Source organism: Rubrivirga sp. SAORIC476 (genome assembly GCF_002283555.1).
Taxonomy (GTDB): domain Bacteria; phylum Bacteroidota; class Rhodothermia; order Rhodothermales; family Rubricoccaceae; genus Rubrivirga.
The window spans coordinates 234,964-256,993 of record NZ_MVOI01000003.1 but is presented as its reverse complement, the minus strand read 5'-3'; the positions used below and the strand labels follow the sequence as shown (position 1 = coordinate 256,993).

Here is a 22,030-nt window from a genome sequence, read left to right as displayed (position 1 = left end):
ATCACCCCGACGGGTCCGGGGGTCGGGAAGGGCGGCCCGAGCCTACCAGCCCATCTGGCGCATGCGGGTCAGGATGCGGGACGATGTCCGGCCCATGTCCTGGGGGAGGCGCTCGAGGGGGGCCGGAAGACACGCCACCAGCCGCGCCGCCTGCTCCCGCGTCAGTGCCGAGGCGGAGGTGCCGTAGTGATACTGCGCGGCGGCCTCGATGCCGAACACGCCAGGGCCCCACTCGGCCACGTCGAGGTAGAGCGTCAGGATGCGCTCCTTGGGGAGGATCCACTCGGCGAGCAGCGTGAGCGGGATCTCGAGCGCCTTTCGGACGATCGAACGGTGCGTGGTCAGGAACAGGTTCTTGACGAGCTGCTGGGTGAGCGTGGACGCGCCGCGCATGGGGCGGCCCGTCCGCTCGGCGTCCTCGCGGGCGCGCCGCAACTCCTCCATGTCGAAACCGCCGTGGGTGTAGAAGCGCGCATCCTCGCTGGCGACCGCGGCGTGGCGGACGTCGGCGTCCTGCGCCTCCTCCGACACGGGGCGGTACTGGAAGTCGTACGGCGTCTGCGTCGCGGCGGCCTCGACGGCGCGCTGGAGCTGGACGGTCGTCGCGGGGGGGAGGACCACCCGGTACGCCAGCAGCAGCAGCGTGCACGCGAGCAGGTAGCCGAGCGTCACCGCGGTCAGGATGCGGATCAGGGAGCCGATCCAGCGGAGCGGTCCGCGTCGGGGCGGCTTGGACGTCGCGGCGGCCTTCCGGCGGGCCACCCTATCGGGTGATGTCGAGGATCTCCAGCTGCACCGTACCCGCGGGCACGCGGACGGCCACCGTCTCGCCGACTTCGCGACCGAGAAGGGCCTTGCCGATGGGGCTCTCGACCGAGATCCGGTTGCGCTTCAGGTCGGCCTCCTGGGCCGCCACGAGCGTGTAGGTCGCCTCGCGCTTGGCCTTCTGGTTCATCACCCGGACGTTGGAGAGGATGCGCGCCTTCGACGCGTCCACCTCGTCCTCGTTGACGACGCGGGCGCTGGCGAGGGCGTTCTCCATCTTGACGATGCGCGCTTCGAGGTGGCCCTGGGCCTCCTTGGCGGCGTCGTACTCGGCGTTCTCGGACAGGTCCCCCTGAGCACGGGCCTCGGCGATCTCCTCGGAGATCTTCTGGCGTTCGACCGTGCGTGCGTGGTGGAGGTCGTCCTTGAGCTTCTGGAGCCCTTCGGCGGTGAGGTAAACGGTGGAGCTCATGGCGTGGGATGAGGTCCGGACGAGGCCGGCAGAGACCGGGAAAAAAACCGCACCCCGACGCGGAGGCCGGGATGCGGAGACGGGCGGAAAGATACGAACTCGCCGCCAGAAAGCGAGACGGGTGCCGTCGGCGTCTAGCCGCGCACGCCGGACGAGTCGCGACGAGCGGTCGAGCGCGGCGTCGGCATGCGGCCGGAGGGCTCGCTCAGGATGCGGCGCGACATCCAGTAATGACGGTCCCAGTAGCTGCTCGACAGGTTCGAGATGGTCACCCCGCGGCTCGACGACGCGTGGATGAACTCGCCGTCGGAGAGGTAGACGCCCACGTGGCGGACGCCGCGGCGCCGGAAGAAGACGAGGTCGCCCGCCTGCAACTCGGAGCGGTCGATGTGGACACCCTCGTAGCGCTGGCTCGCCGTCGTGCGAGGCAGAGCGATGCCGAGGTTCTGGTCGACGAACTGGCGGACGAACGCCGAGCAGTCGATGCCGCGGCGCGTGGTGCCGCCCCAGCGGTACGGGATGCCGATCCAGTTGGGGGCGTCCGAGCGGAGGGAGCGGTCCAGCCGGGCGACGCGAGCCGTGGCCGACTCGGCCGTCATCGGGCGCATCTCGGGGCGCGACGAGACCCGGCGGACGGGCACTTCGATGGTGTCGCGGCGGGCTTCCGAGCGGGGCGTCGGGCGGGTGCGGCGGACCGGGCGGCGGCGGGGAGCGGTCGCTTCCGCGGCGTCCTGAGAGGGCGCTGTGGAAACGGTCGGGGTCCCGGGACCGGTCTGGGCGTCGATGGGGCTGGAGAGGCCCGCGAGCGCGGCGACAGCGAGGAGCGCTGCCGCGCGGCGGAAAGACCAGGACATAGGCAGAAGGAACGGGGGTTGGTGGGGTCGCGTCAAAACTACTCTGAATCGGAGCCCGTGGGGGAAACCCCGCGACGGGACTTCTGTAAATGGCGGGTTAGGTCCCCGTGAACGAGGCCGCTGGCGGTATCGGCCAGCGGCGTTTCCTCTTTAGGCTCAAGGACGTATGCGCGAGACAGACTTTTTTGGACGCCTCTTGCTCGTTGGCCTGGCTCTCGGCGCGGGGGTCGGCCTCGGTCTGCTGATCGCGCCCGCTCGGGGGGACCTCACCCGCGAGCGGCTGTCTGCCTCGGCCCGCAGCGCTGCCGACGCGGCCCGCGATCGCACCTCCGACCTCGCCGAGCCGCTCGCCGAGGCTGCCCGCACCCGCGCTCGGCGCCTGTCCGAGCGGCACCTGCCGCTGACGGGCGACATCGACGTGATCGACACGCGCGGACTGCTCGACGACCTCCACGCGAGGCGGTCGTAAGCTCAGCCGACTGCTCCGCGTCCACGTCCCGACGCTCTTCACTTCCCCCCGACCCCATGCCGTACCCCGAACCTCTCGTCGCCCCCATGCGCGACGAACTCACCCGCCTCGGCGTCCGCGAACTCCGCACCGCGGAAGACGTCGACGCGCTGATCGACGAGGCCCAGAGCGGGACCACGCTCGCTATCGTCAACTCGGTCTGTGGCTGTGCCGCGGCCAACGCACGCCCGGCCGTCGCCTTCGTCCAGAACGTGGAGCCCCAGCCCGACCGCATGGTGACGGTGTTCGCGGGCCAGGACCTCGACGCCACGAACCGCCTGCGCGGCTTCCTGGCGGGCATCCAGCCTTCCAGCCCGTCCATGTTTCTTCTAAAGGACGGTGACCCGGTCTACGCCATCGAGCGCCGCCACATCGAGGGCCGCTCGGCGAGCGCCATCGCGGGGGACCTCAAGACGGCCTTCGAAACCTTCTGCGGCGAGGAGGCTGCTGAGGTACCCGACGCCCCGCTCCGCCCGGACGGTGCTGCGGCTCCGGCCCCCGGTCTCCCGGCGACGTTCCGCTCGATCCTGTAGCGCCACCGTCCGTCCTCTGGCCCGAGCCCCTCCGCCTCCCAGGCGGGGGGGCTCGTTTGTGTCTGTGTGTGCAGGGATCCGCCGGTCGGGCGGCTCGTTTGCGGCACGCTCGCGAGCCCCGCGCGGCGCCCTCCTCTTCGCCCCGCCCCGATGCTCGACCTGCCCCTCCATGAGCCCGTCGCCGTCTTCACAGTCGTGCTGCTGGTTCTCCTGGCGGCGCCCCTGATCGGTCGCCGCGGAGTGCCGTCGGCCGTTGTGCTGCTCGGGGCGGGGATCGCGCTCGGCCCGCACGCGCTGGGCGTGCTGGACCGCGACCCGACGATGGTGCTGCTGGGGACGGTCGGCCTGCTCTACATCATGTTCCTGGCGGGGCTGGAGGTCGACCTCCACGAGTTGGAAGAGGGGAAGGCGCGCAGCCTGGGCTTCGGCGCGGCGACGTTCCTGCTGCCCCAACTCGTCGGGGCGGGGGTCGGTCGGGTGGTGTTCGGGATGGGGTGGCCGGGAGCGATCCTACTCGGGAGCGTGTTCGCGAGCCACACGCTGCTCGCGTATCCGGCGGCGGCCCGCCTCGGGTTGCAGAAGGAGCGGGCCACGACGACCGCTGTGGGCGCGACGATCCTCACCGACACGCTGGCGCTGCTCGTGTTGGCCGTTATTGCAACGGGCGCCCGGAGTGGTGGCGGCTTCGACCTCGGCGTGCTCCTCCGCGTGGTCGGGTCGCTGCTCGTGGTGGGGGGGGCGGTGCTGTGGGGGCTGCCGCGCCTCGGGGCGTGGTTCTTCCGCACGGCGGCACAGGACGCGACGCTGGAGTTCGTGTTCGTGCTGACGGCCGTGTTCGTGTGCGCGCTGGGCGTCGAGGCGCTGGGCGTCGAGCCCATCATCGGCGCGTTCCTGGCGGGTCTGGCCCTGAACCGGCTGGTGCCGGAAGGCGGCCCGCTGATGAACCGGATCGGGTTCGTCGGCAACGCGCTCTTCGTGCCGTTCTTCCTGCTCGCGACCGGCATGCTGGTCGACCTCGGAGCGTTCGCGGGCGGCCCCGACGCCGGGCGCGCATGGACGGTGGCGCTGGCGATGACGGCGACGCTGCTCGTGACGAAGGGGACGGCGGCCTGGCTGACGCGCCCCGCCTTCGGGTTCTCGGCAGACGAGGCGCGGCTCGCGTTCGGGCTGACGGTTCCCCAGGCTGCGGCCACGCTCGCGGCCGTGCTGATCGGCGTCGAGGTGGGCCTCTTCGATGTCGCGGTGCTCAACGGCACCATCGCAATGGTGTTCGTGACGTGCGTTGTCGGGCCGGTCGTGGTGGAGCGCGTGGGACGTCGGCTGGCGCAGGCGGCGGCCGAGCGAGTGCCGGACGCTCGCGACGGGCGCGACCGCGTCCTCGTGTCGCTGGCAAACCCGGCAACGGCCGAGGCCCTCGTCGACCTCGCGCTCCTGGCGCGCGGGCCGGAGGCGTCGGCGCCGCTCGCGGTCGTGACCGTCGTGCCGGGCGGGCCGGACCAGGCCGCGGCCGTGGCCTCGGGCGAGCGGACGCTCTCGGCGGCCGTCGTCCACGCGGCTGGTGCGGAGGTACCGGTGCTGCCGATCGTCCGTGTCGAGTCGAACGTGGCGCGGGCGCTCGCGCGGGCCGCCGCCGAGACCCGTTCGTCGCTCCTCGTGATGGGCTGGGACGGGAGCGCGGCCGCCGAGCGCGTCCTGTTCGGCAGCGTCCCCGACCGCGTGCTCCGCGAGACGCCGACGGCCGTGCTCATCGCCCGCGAGACGCGCCCGCCGGCGACCGTCGGGCGTCTGTTCGTGGCCGTGCCGCCGATGGCCGAACTCGAGCCCGGTTTCCGGTCGGCGGCGGGGATGCTCCTCGGCCTGGCGAGCCGCTCGGGGGCTGAGCTCGTCGTCCTCACGCCGGCGCCCTACGCCGACGCGGTCCGCGAGGCGTTCGCCCGGGCGCGTCGGGGCGGCGCGGCGCCGGAGGTCCGCCCGCTTGACCGGTGGGCCGACCTCCCGCCGACCCTCGACACGGCGCTCCGTCCGACCGACGCGCTCGTGCTCGTCTCGGCCCGGCAGGGCGCGATCGCGTGGCGGGCCTCGCTCGACCGGCTGCCCCGCGTGCTCGCGCGGAGGCATCCCGACCTGTCCCTGTTCGTACTGTTCCCGGGCCAGGTGCCCGTCTCGGCGATCCTCCCGTCCGGCCTCACGAGCGGCGACCGCGCGTTCCTCGACCGGCTCCGCCCCAACGCCGTCCGTCTCGGCCTGCGCGCGGACGACCCTGCCGGCCTGTTCCGCCAGACGCTGGGCGACGCGTTCCCCGAGGATGTCGCGGCCCGGCTCGCCGCCGCGCCGGCCGACGCGCGGCCCGAGATCCGGCCCGGCGTGGTCCTGTCCCATGTTCGGTCCTCCAGAGCCGACGAACCGTTCCTGGGCGTCGGCGTGAGCCGGGAGGGCGTGGCGATGCCCGGCGCGTCGGGGCCGGTCCACGTCGTGCTGGCGCTCGTCGTGCCCGAGCGCGTCCCGTCGCGGCGCTACCTCGGCTGGCTGGCCCTCGTCGCCCGGATGCTCCGCGACGATGCGACCGTCGAAGCCGTCCGCCAGGCGGAGGCCCCGGGGCAGGCGCACGCGGCGCTTCTCGGGGCGCTCCGCACAGACGCCGAGGCGAGCTAGCGGGCCTCGACGAGCCAGGCCGCGGCTCCGCCGCCGTCGATCCGCGTCATCGGGTCGGCGCCCAGGGCCTGTCGGCCGGTCGGCACGATGGCTCCGTCGCGGACGGTGAACGGGTAGCGCGACACGGGACCCGGGTTGAGGTCGTAGGTCAGCACGTAGTCGCCGTCGTCGAGGCGCTCGGTGTTGGCCCGGAAGGCGGGGTTGTCGTAGTACGCGCCGCTCGTCGCGTTTCGCCGTCCCGGCCACTGGAGTTCGTACTCGACCCGGTTCCAGTTGTCCCCGCTGATGCCGAGGTGGTGCTCTGGCGACCCGCCGACGAGGATCGGCTCCGTGCTCCCGGCCCGCGAGACGGTCACTGTCGGCGCCATCGCCGTGGAGACGTCGTCCGGGTGGAGCCACCGCTTGAAGACCCACGAGCCGGACTCGTCGGTGTCGTGGAGGATGTAGGCGTGGTCGGCCCAGGGGCCGTCGAGGCGGACCGACGGGTTGGGCGCGTACGGGTCGTCGCCGCCGGAGGTCGTGACGGTGAACGGCATCCGCCAGAAGGGCTCGCCGCCCATGCGGTAGACGATCTCGTAGTCGCCGGGCTCGTCGAGCGGGACGCCGAGGGCGCTGAAGTCGCTCTCCGGCCACGTCACCCGCAGCGGCTCGATGTCGTAGAACGGGCCGGCCTGGTCGTAGGTGACCCAGTCGAACCGGGCGACCGTCTCGCCGCCCCGGAGCAACTCCGCCGTCCCCTCGCTCTCGGAGAGGAACACGAACCGCGTGTCGAGGAAGCGGAGGAAGGTGCCGAGCGCGGGCTGCTCGGTGACGGTGAGCGAGCCGAGGTAGGCCCCGTACAGCGGCGCGGGAGGCGGCGTGCTGGCCGAGGCGCGCCGGGTCTCCATCTGGCGGACCCGGTCCTCGATGCTCTGGGCGACGGCGAGGGGGGACAGCGTGAGGGCGGCGATGAGGGCGAAGAGGAGCGTGCGCATGGGATCGGGGTGTGAGGCGTCACATCCGGACACGCAGGCGGCCGCTGCCAGGGGACACGGACCGCCTCGGTCGCGCTGCGGACGTTCCCGGCTACCCCGCGATCGCCGCCGCCTCGCGGACGCGCGGCGCCGTCGGGGCCACGCGGCCGTCCCAGATCATGAGCGCCTCGCGGGCCCGCCGCCGGGCCGTCGCGACGTCCGGCGCCGCCCGAGCGAGCAGGACGAGGGTGGCCGCGCGGCGCTCGCTGCGGGTCTCGCCGTCGGCGTCGAGGCGGGCGAGGACGCGGCGGGCCTCGGCGCGAGCGCCGGCCCGGTCGTCGTCGGCGAGGTGCGCGGTGGCGAGGGCGAGGCGTGCGTCGTCGCGGGCTGCGTCGTCGGAGGCGGCGTCGAGGGCGCGGCGGGCCTCGGCGAGCGCGGCCGCCGCGTCGCCCATCCGCGCGAGGACGCGGGCCCGGCGGGCTGTGGCCTGCGCCGCCTCCCAGTGGTCGGGCCCGAACGCCTCCGCGAGCGCGTCGCGGGCCGTGTCGTAGGCCGCGAGCGCGTCGCCGAGGCGGCCGAGGTCGGCGAGCGCGTCGCCCCAGAGGAGCCGGGCGAGCGCCGTGCGCGGGTTGCCCGGCCCGATCGTGGCCGCGAGCAGGGCAGTGGCCTCGCGGAGCTGGCGCTCGGCCTCGGCGGCGTCGCCGCGGAGGCGGGCCGCCGTGCCCCGGTTGGTCCGCAAGAACCCGAACACCGGGTGCTCCGGCCCGACGGTCGCCCGCACGATGGCCTCGGACGCCGCAAAGGCCGAGTCGGCGCGGGCGTAGCGCATGGCGCCCCGGTGGGCCATGGCGAGGCCGTTGTAGGCGGCCGCCGTGTTCTCACTCTCGCGCCCGTAGACCGCGAGCGCCACGGCGACGGCCCGCTCGTGGACTACCAGCGCTTCGTCGTGGTCGCCCTTCGTCCGGAGGACGAGCCCGAGGTCGTTGTAGGACCGGCCCACGTCGGCGCTCATCGGCGGGAGGTGGCGGAGGCGGATCCCGAGCGCTCGCCGGTTGAGGGCCTCAGCCTCGTCGAGGTCGCCGGCATCGTGGACGGCGACGGCCAGCTCGTTGAGCGCGTACGCGAGGTGGAGGCTGTCGGTCGCGGCGCGCGCTTCCTGCCGGGTCACGGCGAGCCGGAGGAGCGAGTCGGCCGCGGACGGGTCGCCGGCGCGGAGCGCGTTGATGCCCTGGTCGGCGAGAAGCCGGGGGCGAAGGCCGTCCGGTGCGCGCGCGGGGAGGGCCGCCTCGACGAGCCGGTAGACTGAGTCGGCCTCGGCGTAGCGCCCTTCGAGGTGGAGCCGCCGGCCGGTCCAGAGAAGGGCCGAGGCGAGGTCGGGGTGGCGCTGGCCGTGGAGCGCGCGGAGGAGGTCGGCGGCGCGGTCCTGGAAGCGGGCCGCGGCCTCGTAGCCGCCCAGCCCCACGTGGAGCCGCCCGAGCACGTCATAGAGCCGGGCCTGGACGGCCGGCTGGCTGCCGAGGTCGGCCTCGATCCGCTCGTCGGCGCCGTCGAGCGCGGCGAGGACGGTGAGGTCGCGCCCGGCGCCCGACGACGGGTCCGGCGCGGCGAACAGCCCGACGACGAACTCGGTCACGGCGTCGGCCGTCTCGGCGGAGGTCCGCGCCCGGTCACGCTCGGCGCGGAGCGTGACGACGTAGACGAGCGAGAGGACGGCCATGAGCGCGGCGGCCGCCACGCCCGCCCGGTGCCGACGCACGAACCGGCCCGCGCGGTAGGCCGCCGAATCGGCCCGGGCCTCGACCGGGAGCTCGTCGAGGTGGCGGCGGACGTCGCGGCCGAACGCGTCGGCCGATCCGTAGCGGCGGTCGGGCTCCTTTCGGAGCGCCGTCAGGACGACCGCGTCGAGGTCGCCCGCGAGGCGGCGGCGGAGCCGGCCGGGCTCGGCACCGCGCGCCTCAGCGAGGGTCGCCGTCGGCGCGTCGTCGGTGGGCTCGGTGACAGCCGTGCTGGGGCGCGTCGGCTCGGCTTCGAGGATCGCCCGCTCGACGGCGTGGCGCGCGCGGCTCGGCAGGCGGTACGGCCGGCGGCCCGTCAGCAACTCGTAGAGGAGCACGCCAAGGGCGTACACGTCGGTGGCTGTCGTGGGCGGCTCGCCACGGACCTGCTCAGGCGCCGCGTAGGCCGGCGTCAAGAGCCGCTGCTCGGTGGCTGTGCGGACGAGCGACCGCTCGGCGCCATCGTCGAGCAGCTTGGCGATGCCGAAGTCGAGCAGCTTCACGCGCCCGCCGTCGGTGACGAGGATGTTCGACGGCTTCAGGTCGCGGTGGACGACGAGCTGGCGGTGCGCGTAGGCGACGGCGTCGCAGACCTGGCCGAAAAGGGCCAGCCGGTCCTCGACCGAGAGCCGCCGCGTGTCGCAGTAGGCCGTGATCGGCTCGCCCGCGACGTGCTCCATCACGAGGAACGGGCGGCCGTCGTCGGCGCGGCCGCCGTCGAGGAGCCGCGCGATGCCGGGGTGGTCGAGGCGGGCGAGGATCTGGCGCTCGGCTCGGAACCGGGCGAGGAGCCCCTCGGCCACGCCAGGGCGGACCAGCTTGAGCGCCACCTGCTTGTCGAACGCCCCGTCGGCTCGCTCGGCGAGGTGGACGGTGCCCATTCCGCCCCGCCCGATCCCGCGCACGATGCGGTAGGCCCCGACGCGCGCGCCGGGCATGGCGCCCCCGCCGCCGAGGTCGGCCGCCTCGACGAGCGCGCCCAGGCGGTCGGGGTGGTCGAGGACGGGCGCGTCGTCGGCGTCGGCGGCGAGGAGAGCGTCGAGCCGGGCGCGCTCCTCGGGCGGCAGGTCGAGGCCGTCGAGGTAGGCGCCTCGCTCGGCGGGCGGGAGGTCGAGCGCGGCGTCGAGCAAGGGCTCGAGCCGGGCCCAGTCGTCGGGGCGGAGGGTCACGGGCACGGGCGGGGCTGCCTTAGGACACGCGGAACCGAGCGACGAGGGGACAGCCAACCTGCAGACGGGACCAGGCGCGTGCTCACGCGTCCGTCAACTCGGCCTGGAGGAGCGCGCGCGCCTTCCGCCAGTCCCGCTTGACCGTCCGGTCGGAGACGCCCAGCGCCTCGGCGATCTCGACGATCTCCATTCCCCCGAAGAACCGCATCTCGACCACGCGCGCCAGCCGAGCGTCGAGCGCGGCCAGCCGGCCGAGCGCCTCATCGAGGGCGAGCACCTCGTCGGCCCGGGCGTCGACGGCGAGCGCGTGGCCCTCGTCGAGCGTCGTGGCGTGGGCGCCTCCGCCGCGCTTGAGCGCCTGTCGCCGCCGGGCTGCGTCGACGAGGACCTGCCGCATGGCCGTCGAGGCGATGGCGAAGAAGTGGGCGCGGTTGGAGGCCCCACTGCCGCTGCGTGCCAGCTTGAGGTAGGCTTCGTGGACGAGCGCCGTCGTGTGGATCGTTTCGGAGCCGCGCCCGCGGCCCAGGTGCCGGTGAGCGATCCGCCGGAGTTCGTCGTACACGAGGGGGAGGAGGGACCCGAGCGCGTCGGCGTCGCCACCCCGGTGGGCGTCGAGGAGGAGCGTGACGTCGGGGGCGGCGGACACAGGGCGCGAGCGAAGGCTCTGGAGGATACCGGGCAGCCGGTTGAGAATCAACGCCGTGTCCCCTGTAGGTCGGGGACTGCGTGTCCCCCGGCACACCCCCATTCCCAACCCTCATGCGACTCTCCCGACTCCTTCCGCTGGCGGCCCTCGCCGCCGTGCTCGCGCTCCCGACGCCCGTCCGCGCGCAGACGTGCCTGCCCACCGACACCTACTGCGCCTCGTTCGACACCGACGACGAGGGGTGGGGGACCGATTCAGACCCCGTCACTTTCCAGCCGAGCGGCGGCAATCCAGGGGGGCACGTGCTCCTCGACGTCCCCCTTAGCGCGGCTGTCGGAGTCCTCGAACTTCCGGTCCCGCTTCCCGGCGCCTACCGCCAGACTGTCTCGTTCGACGCCTATGCCATCAGCGGCGAGACGGACAGTGGGTATCCGGTCGTCGCTATGTACGGGCAGGACGACCAGGGCGACCCGCTGTCGATCCACCTCGACCCCCTCTGGACGGCGGCGTCCGGCCAGCCCGGTCTGGCCGCCGGCTGGGCCCGCTACTCCGCGCCGATCACGAACGAAGGGGCTGCCCCCGCACGCTGGATCGTGGTCGTCGGCCCCGGAGACTACCGACCTGCGACGGAGGCCGAGATCGAGCGCGTACTCAACACGCTCCAACTCGGAGGCATCCTGATCACCGGGGGCAACCGGGCTGACCGCTCGTCGTGGACCCTGTCGGAGATGGGCCTCGACAACGTAGTCATCCGGGCTGAGGCCGACACGAGCGGCCCGGCCGTCGCGCTCATCCCCTCGGCCGAGACGGTCGTGTCCGGCCAGCAGTTCGAGATCGACGTGGTCGCCGGGCGCGACTCGTCGGTCACCGACCTGTTCGGCGCCGCGTTCGAGGTGGGGTACGACGGGCTCCAGACACTCTTCGTCGAGTTCGTGCCAGACCCGGACTTCGGCTCGTGCGACGCGGACCCGAACACGGAGGACCTCGTCACGTCGGTGACGCCCCAGGCCGCGTCGGTGGCCGTCGCGGTGTCGAGGCGGGCGGACCGGTGCCCGACCGGCGCCTCGGGCGAGGTCAGGTTGGGGCACCTCGTCTTCGAGGTCCCGCTCGCCGTGCCCGGCGGACCGGCCGCGTTCCCCCTCGACGACCTGGAGGCCATCGACTCGAAGGGGACTCGGATGCCGCTGACGGCGGCGGGAACGCGGGTCCAGGTAGTCGACGGCGTCGTGGTGTGGCCGGGTGACACCGACGCGAACGGCACAGTGGCCGCCGCCGACTTGCTGTCTATCGGTTCTCGGTTCGGTGTGAGCGGCCCCGCCCGCCAGGACGAAGGCTATGCCTGGGCGCCCGTGGTGGCTCCGTTCTGGGACGATCCGGTCGGCACACACGCCGATGCCAACGGAGATGGCGAGGTCGACGAGGCGGACGTGCTCGCGGTGGGCGTCAACTACGGCCGGATGACGGAGGACGGCGTCGCCCTGCGCACCTCCTCGGCGCCGCTCGCGACGGTCACCGTCCAGCCGCAGCCGGTAGGAACCGAGGTCCCACTCGACGTGGTCGTGGCGACCGACGGCGCGCTGGGCGTGGCGGCGACGCTTTCGCTTCCGCCCGGTCTCGACGCCATCGACGTGGTCCCCGGCGGCTGGCTCGACGACGGCGACGTGCTCACCTACACGTCGGCCGAGGCGGGCGTGGTCGACGCCGCCGCGACCCGCAAGCGTGGGGCCGCGCTGGCGACCGGCGAGGGCGCGGCCCTGACCGTCCGCCTCCGCGTGGCGGCCCCGATGGCCGGCCCCGTGACCGTCGCCGTCGAGGCGCTCACGCTGGGGACCCCCGACGGCACGGCGCCCGCCGAACCCGGCACGATCCGCCTCGGCGACGCGCAGGCCACAGACGCGGACGATTGGGCCGCCGAGACGACGCTGGGACGCGCTTTCCCGAACCCAGCGGCCACGAACGCCTCCGTCCGGCTGGCGCTCGCCCAGGCTGGCCCCGTGCGCGCCACGCTCTACGACGCGCTCGGCCGCCGCGTCGCGACGCTCAGGGAGGGTCCGCTGGCGGCCGGTGACCACATCCTGGCCGTCCCCGTCGGGTCGCTCCCGGCCGGTGCCTACGTGGTCCGCGTCGAGGCCGACGGCGCCGTCCACGCGGCCCGGCTGACGGTCGCGCGGTAGCCACGGGTGCTCCCGCCTCGGTCGGCCCACGGGCAGGCCGAGGCGGGGGCGACGGCCGCTACAGGCCGATCTGGTCGCCGCGGACGACGCGGGGTGTGCCCTCGCCCCGGACGTCCAGTCGGAGGTCGACGATCACGTCGGTCAAGACGCCCTCGTGACGGCCCGGCTCGAACGGGCTCGCGTGCACGGCACGGCGCGCCGCGAGTCCCTTCGCCTCGGTCTCGGCGTGGAGCACGTCGCTACACCGCACCGCCCCGGTGGTGTCGATCACGGCGCGGAGGTCCACGAAGCGTCCGTCGGGCGTGGCGATGCGTGGACCCTCACGCGGGATGCGGACGCGCTCCTGCACGGCGCGCACCCCCCCGACCGGCTCCGGGGGGACGTCTACGTCGGCTGCGAGGCGGGCGCGGGACCCCTCGAACTGCGCATCCGCGCACGAGACGAGGGGCGTCGCCACCGTCGACGCGGCCGACTGGCAACCGGGGAGAAAGACGAGGACGGACGCGAACGGAAGGACGAGTCGGCGCATGAGAAGAGGGCAGGGCAGGAGCCTGCCCTCAAATCTACTTCGTCGCGGCGGCCTCGACAGCACGCCAGACGCGCATCGCGTTGCCCCCGAGCACCTTCCGCACGTCCTCGTCGGAGTACCCGCGGCGGAGCAACTCGGCGACGAGGTTCGGGAACGTCGACACGTCCTCCAGGCCGACCGGCAGCGTCGGGCCGACGCCGTCGTAGTCGGAGCCGAGGCCGACGTGGTCGATGCCGACGAGGTCGCGGACGTGGTCGATGTGGTCCGCCACGTCGGTCATGTCGGCGAGGCGGAGCGGGTTCTCAGCCTCGAAGGTCGCCTGGAAGGCGTCCGCCTCGGGCGAGCCGGGCTCCAGGCCGCGCGCCTCCATCTCGGTCCGGAACCGCTCGCGGAGGGCGTCGCGATCGTCCTGGACGCGCTTGAGCAGGAACGTCGAGCCGAAGTTGATCTGGATCACGCCGCCGTTCTCGGCCAGCCGCTCGATCATGGCGTCGCTCATGTTGCGCTCGAAGCCGGGCGTGAAGGCCCGCGCCGACGAGTGGCTCGCGATCACCGGCACCGTCGTGACCTCCATCACGTCGTCGAAGGCCGCGTCGGAGACGTGCGACACGTCCACCATGATGCCGAGGCGGTTCATCTCGCGGACGACCTCGCGGCCGAAGTCGCTCAGGCCGCCGTGCGTGCCGGTCTCGTCGTAGGACGAGTCGGAAATCTCGTTGTCGCGGCTGTGCGTAAGCGTCACGTAGCGGATGCCGCGGTCGCGGAAGTGGGTCAGGTTGGCGAGGTCGCCCTCGACGGGCGCGCCGTTCTCCATGCCGAGCGCCAACAGCACGCGGCCCGGCTGGCGGAGCCGCGCCACGTCGTCGACGGAGCGGACGACGGCGAACTTGTCGGGCGCCGCCTCGGCGATCCCCTCCACCATGTCGATCAGCGAGTCGGCGAGGGCGCGGGCGCCGCCGGTCTCCTGGTAGCTGGCCGGGATGTAGATCGACATGAAGGCGACGTCCAGCCCGCCTGCGATGGCGCGGGGGTGGTCGAAGTCGCCGGTCGCGGTGCGCACCGACACGTCGTCGGGCGTGTCGGCGAGGCGATACGGCACGTCGATGTGCGTGTCGACGATCAGGGCGTCCTGGGCGAGGGCGGCGGCGCGGGCAGAGAAATCCACGGTGGAGGGCGCGGTCGACGCACACCCGGACGCGAGCAGGGCGACGGCGACGAGGGGGAGGGCGAGACGCATCAGGGGAGGAGGGAGGAACGGCTCCGATGGTACGCCGAGGCGGACGGTCCCGGCACGGGCCGGTCGCGGGGATGGGGGACGGCCCCAGGGCGCCGCCGGATCGCCCAGACAGACGCCGGCCCCGGCAGAGACACACAATCTGCCGGGGCCGGACGGCCGGACACGCACGAGGCGCGGCCGGGAATCAGCCGAGCCAGTAGCTCAGCTTGAGGAGGAAGACGTTCGTGGACTGGTCGCGGAAGAGATCCGACACCTGGCGGTTCAGGTTGAAGCCGCGGTCGCTCGAGAAGCCGTTCCGCTGCTGCTGCCAGACCAGGAAGAGCGCCGAGCCGGGCCGGTACTCCCACCGCAGGACCGCATTTCCCTGGAGGGCGCGGACGGTGAAGTCGGGGTTGCCGAACTCAGTCGTCCCGCCGTCGGGGCCGGTCACGACGTACGACTCGGGCGCGTCGACGCCGGGCGTGGCGCCCTCGGCGTAGACCTCCTCGATGGATCCGATGTCGGTGCCGAAGCGCGGGAAGTCGAGCTGGCCGGGCGCCGTCATCTGGCGGAAGGCGTCGTAGCGGCCTCGCGAAACGAAGGGCCGGGCGTAGACCTGGAGCGAGAGACGCGACGTGAACGTCCAGTCGACGCGCGTCTCCAGCGACACCGTCGTCTGGTCGATGCGGCCGAAGACGTAGCGGCGGCCGAAGGTGGCGTCCAGCGCGGGCGCGTCGTCGCTCGTGACGTACTGCTGCGGGTCGGAGGAGAGGTACAGCTCGGGGCCGACGCGGACCGTCACCGACGAGCTGGGACGGGCCTCGATCCCGGCCTCGAAGCCGTTGAACGTGCTCCCGAGGTCGTCCCGGTTGTAGCCCGTCCACGCGTAGCCGGAGATCGGCTTGCGGTCGTCGCTCCAGGCGTTCAGGTTGAGGCCGAAGCCGCCGGGCGTGGACGCGAGCGGGCCGCCGCGCGTCAGGCGGTCGCTCATGCTGGCGAAGTAGCGCTCGCCGTTCACCCCGACCCCCCAGAAGTTCTTGAACCGGCCGTTGGCGTTGCCGCCGACGAACAGCGCCGTCTGGTCGCCGTCGAAGTTGCCGCGCCGCCCGGCGAAGGAGTTCGCGCTCCAGCTCTGGAACGGCCCCTGGGCCTGGTTCTGCTGGTACACCACCACGGCGCCGATGCCGAGCTCGTCGGCCCGGCTCTGGAAACCGAGCGCGTTGGCGTCGAAGCCGGGGGAGGTGAACTCGGCATGGACCGAGCCGACCCAGTGCTCGCCGCCCGACTTGAGCAGGTTGGCCTCGCCGGTCAGGCCCGAGATCGAGGTCCGCGTGGGGTCGTAGTCGAGGTGGTCGGCGTCGGGCCGCTGGAAGAGGCGCGGGAAGGCGCGCTGGACGCGGTCGATGGAGGCGGCGCTGCCGCTGACGTGGCTGCCCGCGAGCTGCGCGTTCAGGATCCAGTCGTCGGACAGCTGGTGCTCCACGTCGACGCCGAGGACGGCGGCCTGGCCGGGGAGGGCCTCGGCAATGGCGGCATCGGCGGTGCTACGGAGGACCGACGTGCCGAGCACGCCGAGCGTCGTCCGGCCGTAGGTGCCGCGGGCGCGGGCGGCGGCGAAGTTGGTGGCGGGCTCGACGAGCGCGCGGTCATCGGCGACGAGCGAGCCGGTGGGGTCGTAGGCGCGGAACTGGCCGTACTCCGGCGCGGTGACGGCGTTCAGCACGCCCACCGAGAACCGGCCGACGCGGCCCGACAGCTTTGCGGCGCCCAGGATGGTGCTCTGCTGGGGCGCGTCTGTGTAGATCGTCCCCGCGTCGCCGGCCGCATCGGTCGCCTCCTGGGAGACGAAGTTGCCGCGCTGCGGGCTCCGCCCGATGCGGCGCGTGTAGAGCAGCCCGGGGCGGTTCATGCCGAAGAAGCGCCGCGGCTGCATGTTGAACACGTCGGTGCCCTCGACGAAGAACGGGCGCCGTTCTTCGAACGACAGCTCGAAGCCACCCAGGTTGACGCGCGCCGGGTCCGCCTCGACCTGCCCGAAGTCCGGGTTGACGGTGGCGGTGAGCGTGAGATCGCTCGTGAGTCCGTACTTGACATCCAGGCCGACGCGCGGCTCCAGGTCGTTCGAGGAGTAGAACGGGTCGGCCGCGTCGCCGGGGGCCCGTGTCAGCGCCGAGGCGACGTAGGGCATGATCTCCAACTGGCGCGGCGGGCGGAGGCCGCGGAGGTCGCGGAGGGTCCCGAACTGCGACACCATGCCGTCCTCGTCCGGGCTCATCGGGTTCCAGAAGGACTCCTCGCCGGTTCGGAAGTGGGTCCGGCCGAACTGCAAGCCCCACTCCTGGGTCTCGCGGTCGGCGGCGTAGCGGAGCTGGCTGAGGGGGATCCGGAACTCGGCCGTCCACCCGTCGGCGTCGCGGCTGGCGGCGCCGTCCCAGACGGCATCCCACGAGTCGTCCTCGTTGACGTTGTCGTAGATCAGCATGTCGCGCTGCACGCCGGCCGGGTTGAGGGCGAAGATGAAGCCCGTCCGCCCGTCGCGGTAGGAGTCGACGGCGACGAAGGCCCAGTCGCCGGACAGGTTGGCGTCGCGGCGGCCGAGCGGAGCGCCGATGGCCTCGGCCTCGGAGTCATGGAGCCGCATGCCGACGTAGATCGCGTCCGCGTCGTAGAGGACGCGCGCCTCGGTGCGCTCGGAGGCGGCGTCGCCCGGGGTGGGGCGGAACTGGACGAAGCCCGTCGCGACCTCGGCATCGGCCCAGGCCGCGTCGTCCAGGCGGCCATCGAGGTTGATGGCGGTGTCCGAGAGGCTGTGTGCGGCGAGGCTCAGCGGGCCGTCGATGGTGACCGGTGCGGTCGGAGGAAGAGAGGTCTGAGACGCCGCCGGAAGGGCGAGGGTGACGGCGAGAGCGAGGAGAGCGAGGCGCATGAGTGTGTGGGGCGTGCAGTCCCAAGACGGGGGAGGCGGCGGATAGTTACTCGCTGTGCTAAAAAAACAGCACCTCCTGCGTCTGGGTGTCTCAGAACGCTGTTAACCTTCGGGTTGGGCACGACGGTGTGCCCTGATTTGTCTCAGCTCCCCTCGGAAGTCCGGATGCGGACCGGCCCGTTGTGGGCGTCGAGCGTGAGCAGCCCGCCGCCCGCGCCGAGGGTCGCGTCCAGGCGGTCGCCACGTCCGCCACGGCCACGCAGGGTGTGCAGGCCTGGCGCGACGATCGGACCCTGAGCGGTCTCCGCCATCAGGCGGGCGGAGTAGCGCGCAGGCAGGTCCATCGTGATCGGCCCGTTCGTGGCGTGGACCGCCAGGCCGGACCCGGTCCAGGCGTCGCCTCGGAGGTCGATCGAGACGGGGCCGTTGGTCGCGTTGACCTCCACGTCGCCCGAGAGCTTGACGAGGCAGACCGGACCGTTGGTCGCAGTCGCGCGGATGGTGCCGTCGAGGCCTTCTACATGGACCGGGCCGTTGAGGGCTGCGGCGGTCAGGTCGGTCGCTTTCGGAGCGAAGATCTCGAAGCTGACCGATGCGCTGCCGTCCCGGTGGCGGGGCGCCTCTGCGCGGATGAGGCCCTCCGTCGTGGACACGGTCGTTTCTCGGACCCGCCTCCAAGCGACGGCCTCGTCGTCGGCGGTGGCGACCACGCGGGCGCGGACCAGCACGTCCGGCCGGTCCCACTCGGTGACGGTGAGGGCTCCATTCATCACGGTCACGTCCAGCGCGTCCGTTCGGAGCACGGTCTCGCGGACTTCGCACGCCACCACACGGTCTCCTCGACCCTCGGCGTCCTCGCACCACGCATCGTCCGCGAGGGTGCGGCTCGGATGAGACTGGGCGCACGCCGTCGCTGGGAGCAGCAGGAGGGCGGTCGCGAGGAGGGGGAGACGCATGGGGGTTACCAGGAAGGCGTGGACCGGGTCGCGGCGGCGCGGGCGCGTTCGACCGCGCCCCAGTCGAAGGCGGCGGTGTCCGGGCGCGGCGCGCGGGGGCGGGCGGCGGCGGACGGCCGGGGCGCCGCCCGTGGGGTCTGGGGCGGAACGGGGGTGGCTCGGGCCGTCTGCGCGGCGCGGGTCGAGCGGAGGCGCGCCGTGTCGGCGGACGCCTTCCTTGTGCTGCGTCGGTCATCGACGCGCATGCGCCAGGAGCGCTCCGAGGCGGCGTCGTCGGCTGCCTCTCGCGCCTCCTCTTCGAGGTCCTCGATCTCCTCGCGGAGCTCCTCCAGCGCCTCCCGGACGGCCTCCTCGGCGTCACGCTGGATGTCGTCTTGCCAGTCCATGCGCTCCAGCGCAGCCTCCGCTTGACGGAGGGCCTCATGTTGGATCTCCAGCAGCCGGGCCTCGTCCGGGGCCCTGAACGACATCGCAGCCCGCTCGGCCTCGACACGCAGCGCGCCGAGGTCGATCTGGGAGAGGGCCGTCTCGGCTGCCCGGAGCGCGTCCGCGCGGATTCGGGCGACCTCGTCGCCTTCGCGATCGAGGTCGACGATCAGGCGCCGGACGTCCTGCCCGGCACGCGCGAGGTCGTCCTGGGCCTGGTCGAACTCGTCCTCCAGGCGGACGACCGAGACCGAGTCGGTGTCGGCGACGACGGGGACCGGCTCGACCTGCGGCGTCCACCCGGAGGTCGCGTCGACAGTCACGGTGACGGTGGGGGTGGCGACGGGGGCGGGCTCGACCGACTGTGTCCGGGCGACGGGCTGGAGGGCGGCCAGGGGCAGGAGGACGCCTGCGGCCAGGACCACCGTGGCCGTGTGGGCGACGCGGCCGAGGCGGCCCCGGCGGCGCCCGGCATCGAGGATGGAGACGATGCGGTCTTCGATGGGCGCGCACCGTGCCATCGGCGCGACGGCGGCCAGCGCGTAGGGGTCGCGGCGGAGCGACCGCGCCACGCCGACGAGATGAGCGGCGTAGTCGGACGGACGGGCGCCGCCCTGGATCACGGCATCGTCGCAGGCGTGCTCGCGCGCATCCAGGAACCGGCGATAGCCCCACCACGCGAGCGGGTTCATCCAGTGGACGGCGACGGCCACCTGGGCGATGGCCTGCGTCCAGGCGTCGCGGCGGCGGAGGTGGGCCATCTCGTGGAGGAGCACCGCCTCGCGGCGGCCGTCGTCCCAGGCGTCCGCCGAGGTGGGCAGGACGACGGCAGGACGCCCATAGCCCCAGGCGATGGGCACGTCCAGAGCGTCGGTGCGGAGGAGCCGCACAGGCCCCTCGATGCCGCTCAGGCGACGAGCGCGCTCGGCGAGCACCGCCCAGTCGTCATCAGTCTCGAGGCGGGCGGTCGCGACGATGCGTCGGGCGGCGAGCGCCGCGCCCAGCCAGCCGAGCCCCACCACGAAGGCGCCCAGAGCCCACAGCCCGACCAGCCAGCGGCCGACGGGGGAGAGGTCCCATCGCAACCATCCGTTGGCCTGTGGAGCCGCGGACACGGCCCACGAGTCTCCAAAGCTGGCCATCTCGGCCTCAAAGCCTTCCATCTCAGCCTCGAAGCCCGCCATCTCAGCTTCGAGACCTGCCATCTCGGCTTCCACCTCCCATGCATGCGCTTCGGCGAGAGCAGCGGCTTCCGCAGCGTGGCGCTCGATCTCAGCCTCATACTCGGCGAGCGTGGCCGGGGCCCCGTCCGCACTGAGGTGAGCGTCCGGCGGAGCAGGGGGCGCTGGCGGGACGGGGGGCAGCGGCGGCGTGGGAGGAATGGGTGGGACCGGCGCCACTGCAGACGCCGTCAGCGTCGCGGAGTGGGGGAGCAGGCCCACGGCCCACGTCGGGCCGACGCCTTCGAGCAGCGGCAGCAGCAGCAGGGCGGCGAAGGCGGCTGCCCAGACTCCGTGCCGGGCGGAGGCCGGGGCGTGGCGCAGGAGGCGCACCACGAGGGCGGCGAGCAGCAGGACGAGCGCGCCCTTGAGCGCGATGGCGAGGAGGAGAGTCATCGGCCCTGGGCGCGAGCGCGTTGGATGAGGTCGTCGAGGCGGTCCAGGTCCGCGTCGGACAGGTCGGCGGACGCGTCGTCGAGGAGGGCGGCGACGGCTCGGGTGGGCGCGTCGCCGAAGAACGTTTTCGTCAGGTGGCGCAGCGCCGAGAGCCCGGCTTCCTCGCGCGGCTGTACGGGCAGGTAGATGTAGCGTGGCCCGTCCTGCTCGTGACGGATGTGCCCTTTCTCCTCGAGAATCCGGAGGTGAGTGCGGACGGCCGAGTCGCTCGGCGGGTCCGCGAGGGCATCGCGGACATCGGCGGCGGAGGCGCGGCCGAGACGGTGCAGGACATCGAGCACCTGGCGCTCGCGACGGCTGAGAGAGGGGACAGGCATGGGGTGTGCTAAAAAGTTAACTGAGTGTAGGCTCTCAGGCGGGAGGAGTCAAGGGCGAGTGTTGTTTTTTTAGCAGGGCACGAGGCCTGTCCCATCTGCGTTGCGGGGGCGGCGGTGCGCGTTGTTCGCTGCCCCTCGCGCTCCGTACCTTTTCGGCCTCCCGCGCCGCCTTGTTGCGCTCGCATCGAACGGACACTCAACGGACCCCCATGGCCCTCCCCGCTCAGACCTCGCTCCTCCGCCGCATCATCGTCGGCGTGGCCCTCCTCGGCATCGTCGTGGTGACGCACCTCGCGCTCCAGAAGGCCAACGGATTCGCCGCCGGGTGCACGGGCCTCGGCGAGGTCGACTTCTCGGCTGGCGCGGCCGTCACCGGCGAAGGGTCGGGCTGCGCGACGGTGACCGAGGGCGAGTACGCCGACTTCCTCGGCCTCATCTCCAACATCGCCCTGGGGCTTCTGTTCTACGTCATCGTGGCGGGGCTTCGGCTCGCCTACGCGGCTCTCCGCGACGACCGGCTCCGGCTCGCGAGTGCGGGCGTCGTGTCCGTCGGCATCCTCTACACCGCCTACCTCGTGTACCTCCAGGCGGCCGTCATCGGCGCGTTCTGCGTGCTCTGCATGACCTCCGCCGCCCTCGTCACCACCCTCTTCATCCTCCACGTGATCGAGCACCGCCGCCTGTCCCAGGCTCCCGCCCCGACGCCTCGCCGCCGTGTGGCCTCCGAGGCGACTGGCCTCGCCGCCCTCCGTCCTTACGCGGTCGTCCTGGGTGGCTTCGTCGTCCTCCTCGCCTCCACGTTCGGCCTCGCGGCCCGCACCAACGGGGACGCGGTGGCCGGGACAGGGGACGTGCCGCCGACCCCGCAGCGCAGCATCCAGGACGTCACCGGCGCCTGCACCTACGACGCCGACTACCTGCCCATCGAGGACATGACGCCCTTCATGCAGGGACCGTGGCGCGGCAACCCGGACTCGCCCGTCAAGGTGGTCGAGGTCCTCGACCCGAACTGCCCGCACTGCCGCGAGCTGTCGGATGTCGTCGGGCCGTTCATCGACGAGAACCCGGATTCGGCCCAGTACTTCTTCGTCCCGTACCCGCTCCGCCAGGAGTCGGTCGGGCAGGTGATCGCGCTGCGGATGGCCGCCGAGCAGGACAAGTTCTTCGAGGTCCTCGACGAGATGTTCCGCCGCCAGGACACCTCCTGGGGCATGACCATGCCGGAGTTGGTAGCGACCCTCAACGCGGTCGGCATGGACGGCTCAGCGTTCGAGGCGACCCTCCAGGACGACACGCAGCTCCAGGGCTACCTGAGCGCCATCCAGACCGAGGCGGAGGCGGTCACGGAGGCCTTCACCAGCCAGAGCGGTCGCCTGTCGGTGCCCAAGCTGGCCATCAACGGCCGCATCGTGGAGTCGACCTACGCCTCGTACAGCGAGCGCTGCCTGAGCGAGTTCATCTCCGAGGCGCAGTAGCCGCTGGC

17 protein-coding genes are annotated in these 22,030 nt (G+C 73.0%); 5 read left to right on the top strand and 12 right to left on the bottom strand.

The features are described from left to right. Nucleotides 1-42: 42 nt before the first annotated feature. From mtgA to B1759_RS20510, 3 genes are all read right to left on the bottom strand, one after another. Complete coding sequence (mtgA, locus tag B1759_RS02950; RefSeq protein ID WP_095513545.1) at nucleotides 43-762, bottom strand: monofunctional biosynthetic peptidoglycan transglycosylase; 720 nt, start codon at nucleotides 760-762, stop codon at nucleotides 43-45. A 1-nt stretch (nucleotide 763) separates the two neighbouring features. Continuing rightward, the gene (gene greA, locus B1759_RS02945; protein ID WP_095513544.1) at nucleotides 764-1,237 is read right to left on the bottom strand and encodes a transcription elongation factor GreA; all 474 of its coding nucleotides are present in this window, start codon (nucleotides 1,235-1,237) and stop codon (nucleotides 764-766) included. Nucleotides 1,238-1,371: 134 nt separating this feature from the next. Beyond that, nucleotides 1,372-2,091, bottom strand: coding sequence for a C40 family peptidase (locus tag B1759_RS20510; RefSeq protein ID WP_198948731.1), 720 nt, complete (start codon nucleotides 2,089-2,091; stop codon nucleotides 1,372-1,374). Nucleotides 2,092-2,257: 166 nt separating this feature from the next. Between B1759_RS20510 and B1759_RS02935 the strand changes: the two genes are divergently transcribed. The 3 genes from B1759_RS02935 to B1759_RS02925 all read left to right on the top strand — a co-directional run bounded on the left by B1759_RS02935 (nucleotide 2,258) and on the right by B1759_RS02925 (nucleotide 5,784). Next, nucleotides 2,258-2,560 (top strand): YtxH domain-containing protein, encoded by a 303-nt coding sequence (locus tag B1759_RS02935; protein ID WP_095513543.1) that lies wholly within the window; start codon nucleotides 2,258-2,260, stop codon nucleotides 2,558-2,560. A gap of 56 nt (nucleotides 2,561-2,616) precedes the next feature. Further along, the gene (locus B1759_RS02930) at nucleotides 2,617-3,132 is read left to right on the top strand and encodes a BrxA/BrxB family bacilliredoxin (protein ID WP_095513542.1); all 516 of its coding nucleotides are present in this window, start codon (nucleotides 2,617-2,619) and stop codon (nucleotides 3,130-3,132) included. Nucleotides 3,133-3,282: 150 nt separating this feature from the next. Next, nucleotides 3,283-5,784: a cation:proton antiporter gene (locus B1759_RS02925; RefSeq protein ID WP_095513541.1), complete on the top strand. Its 2,502-nt coding sequence runs from the start codon at nucleotides 3,283-3,285 to the stop codon at nucleotides 5,782-5,784. Here B1759_RS02925 and B1759_RS02920 read toward each other — a convergent pair. From B1759_RS02920 to B1759_RS02910, 3 genes are all read right to left on the bottom strand, one after another. Beyond that, a complete protein-coding gene (locus B1759_RS02920; RefSeq protein ID WP_095513540.1) occupies nucleotides 5,781-6,758 on the bottom strand; it encodes a hypothetical protein in 978 nt (325 codons plus the stop codon). The two genes, B1759_RS02925 and B1759_RS02920, sit on opposite strands and share 4 nt — an antisense overlap. Before the next feature lie 91 nt (nucleotides 6,759-6,849). After that, entirely contained in the window at nucleotides 6,850-9,687 is a 2,838-nt protein-coding gene (locus B1759_RS02915; RefSeq protein ID WP_095513539.1) for a serine/threonine-protein kinase, read from the bottom strand. 76 nt (nucleotides 9,688-9,763) lie between these two features. Further along, nucleotides 9,764-10,327 carry an ECF-type sigma factor gene (locus B1759_RS02910; RefSeq protein ID WP_198948730.1) on the bottom strand — a complete coding sequence of 188 codons (564 nt, stop codon included), beginning with the start codon at nucleotides 10,325-10,327 and terminating at the stop codon, nucleotides 9,764-9,766. 113 nt (nucleotides 10,328-10,440) lie between these two features. Here B1759_RS02910 and B1759_RS02905 point away from each other — a divergent pair, with 113 nt between their 5' ends. Continuing rightward, nucleotides 10,441-12,501: a T9SS type A sorting domain-containing protein gene (locus B1759_RS02905; protein WP_095513537.1), complete on the top strand. Its 2,061-nt coding sequence runs from the start codon at nucleotides 10,441-10,443 to the stop codon at nucleotides 12,499-12,501. 58 nt (nucleotides 12,502-12,559) lie between these two features. On the opposite strand, the gene B1759_RS02900 is transcribed toward B1759_RS02905, so the two are convergent. The 6 genes from B1759_RS02900 to B1759_RS02875 all read right to left on the bottom strand — a co-directional run bounded on the left by B1759_RS02900 (nucleotide 12,560) and on the right by B1759_RS02875 (nucleotide 20,547). Further along, nucleotides 12,560-13,030, bottom strand: coding sequence for a hypothetical protein (locus B1759_RS02900; RefSeq protein WP_095513536.1), 471 nt, complete (start codon nucleotides 13,028-13,030; stop codon nucleotides 12,560-12,562). A 34-nt stretch (nucleotides 13,031-13,064) separates the two neighbouring features. Further along, the gene (locus B1759_RS02895) at nucleotides 13,065-14,267 is read right to left on the bottom strand and encodes a dipeptidase (protein WP_095513535.1); all 1,203 of its coding nucleotides are present in this window, start codon (nucleotides 14,265-14,267) and stop codon (nucleotides 13,065-13,067) included. Between the two features lie 184 nt (nucleotides 14,268-14,451). After that, nucleotides 14,452-17,172, bottom strand: coding sequence for a DUF5916 domain-containing protein (locus B1759_RS02890; protein WP_095513534.1), 2,721 nt, complete (start codon nucleotides 17,170-17,172; stop codon nucleotides 14,452-14,454). Between the two features lie 143 nt (nucleotides 17,173-17,315). Continuing rightward, nucleotides 17,316-18,128: a hypothetical protein gene (locus B1759_RS02885; RefSeq protein ID WP_095513533.1), complete on the bottom strand. Its 813-nt coding sequence runs from the start codon at nucleotides 18,126-18,128 to the stop codon at nucleotides 17,316-17,318. Between the two features lie 5 nt (nucleotides 18,129-18,133). Further along, the gene (locus B1759_RS02880; protein ID WP_095513532.1) at nucleotides 18,134-20,170 is read right to left on the bottom strand and encodes a M56 family metallopeptidase; all 2,037 of its coding nucleotides are present in this window, start codon (nucleotides 20,168-20,170) and stop codon (nucleotides 18,134-18,136) included. After that, complete coding sequence (locus B1759_RS02875; protein WP_095513531.1) at nucleotides 20,167-20,547, bottom strand: BlaI/MecI/CopY family transcriptional regulator; 381 nt, start codon at nucleotides 20,545-20,547, stop codon at nucleotides 20,167-20,169. The genes B1759_RS02880 and B1759_RS02875 overlap by 4 nt, the downstream gene beginning before the upstream one ends. Nucleotides 20,548-20,756: 209 nt before the next feature. On the opposite strand from B1759_RS02875, the gene B1759_RS02870 reads away from it, so the two are divergent. Beyond that, the gene (locus B1759_RS02870; RefSeq protein WP_095513530.1) at nucleotides 20,757-22,022 is read left to right on the top strand and encodes a vitamin K epoxide reductase family protein; all 1,266 of its coding nucleotides are present in this window, start codon (nucleotides 20,757-20,759) and stop codon (nucleotides 22,020-22,022) included. Nucleotides 22,023-22,030: the final 8 nt, after the last annotated feature.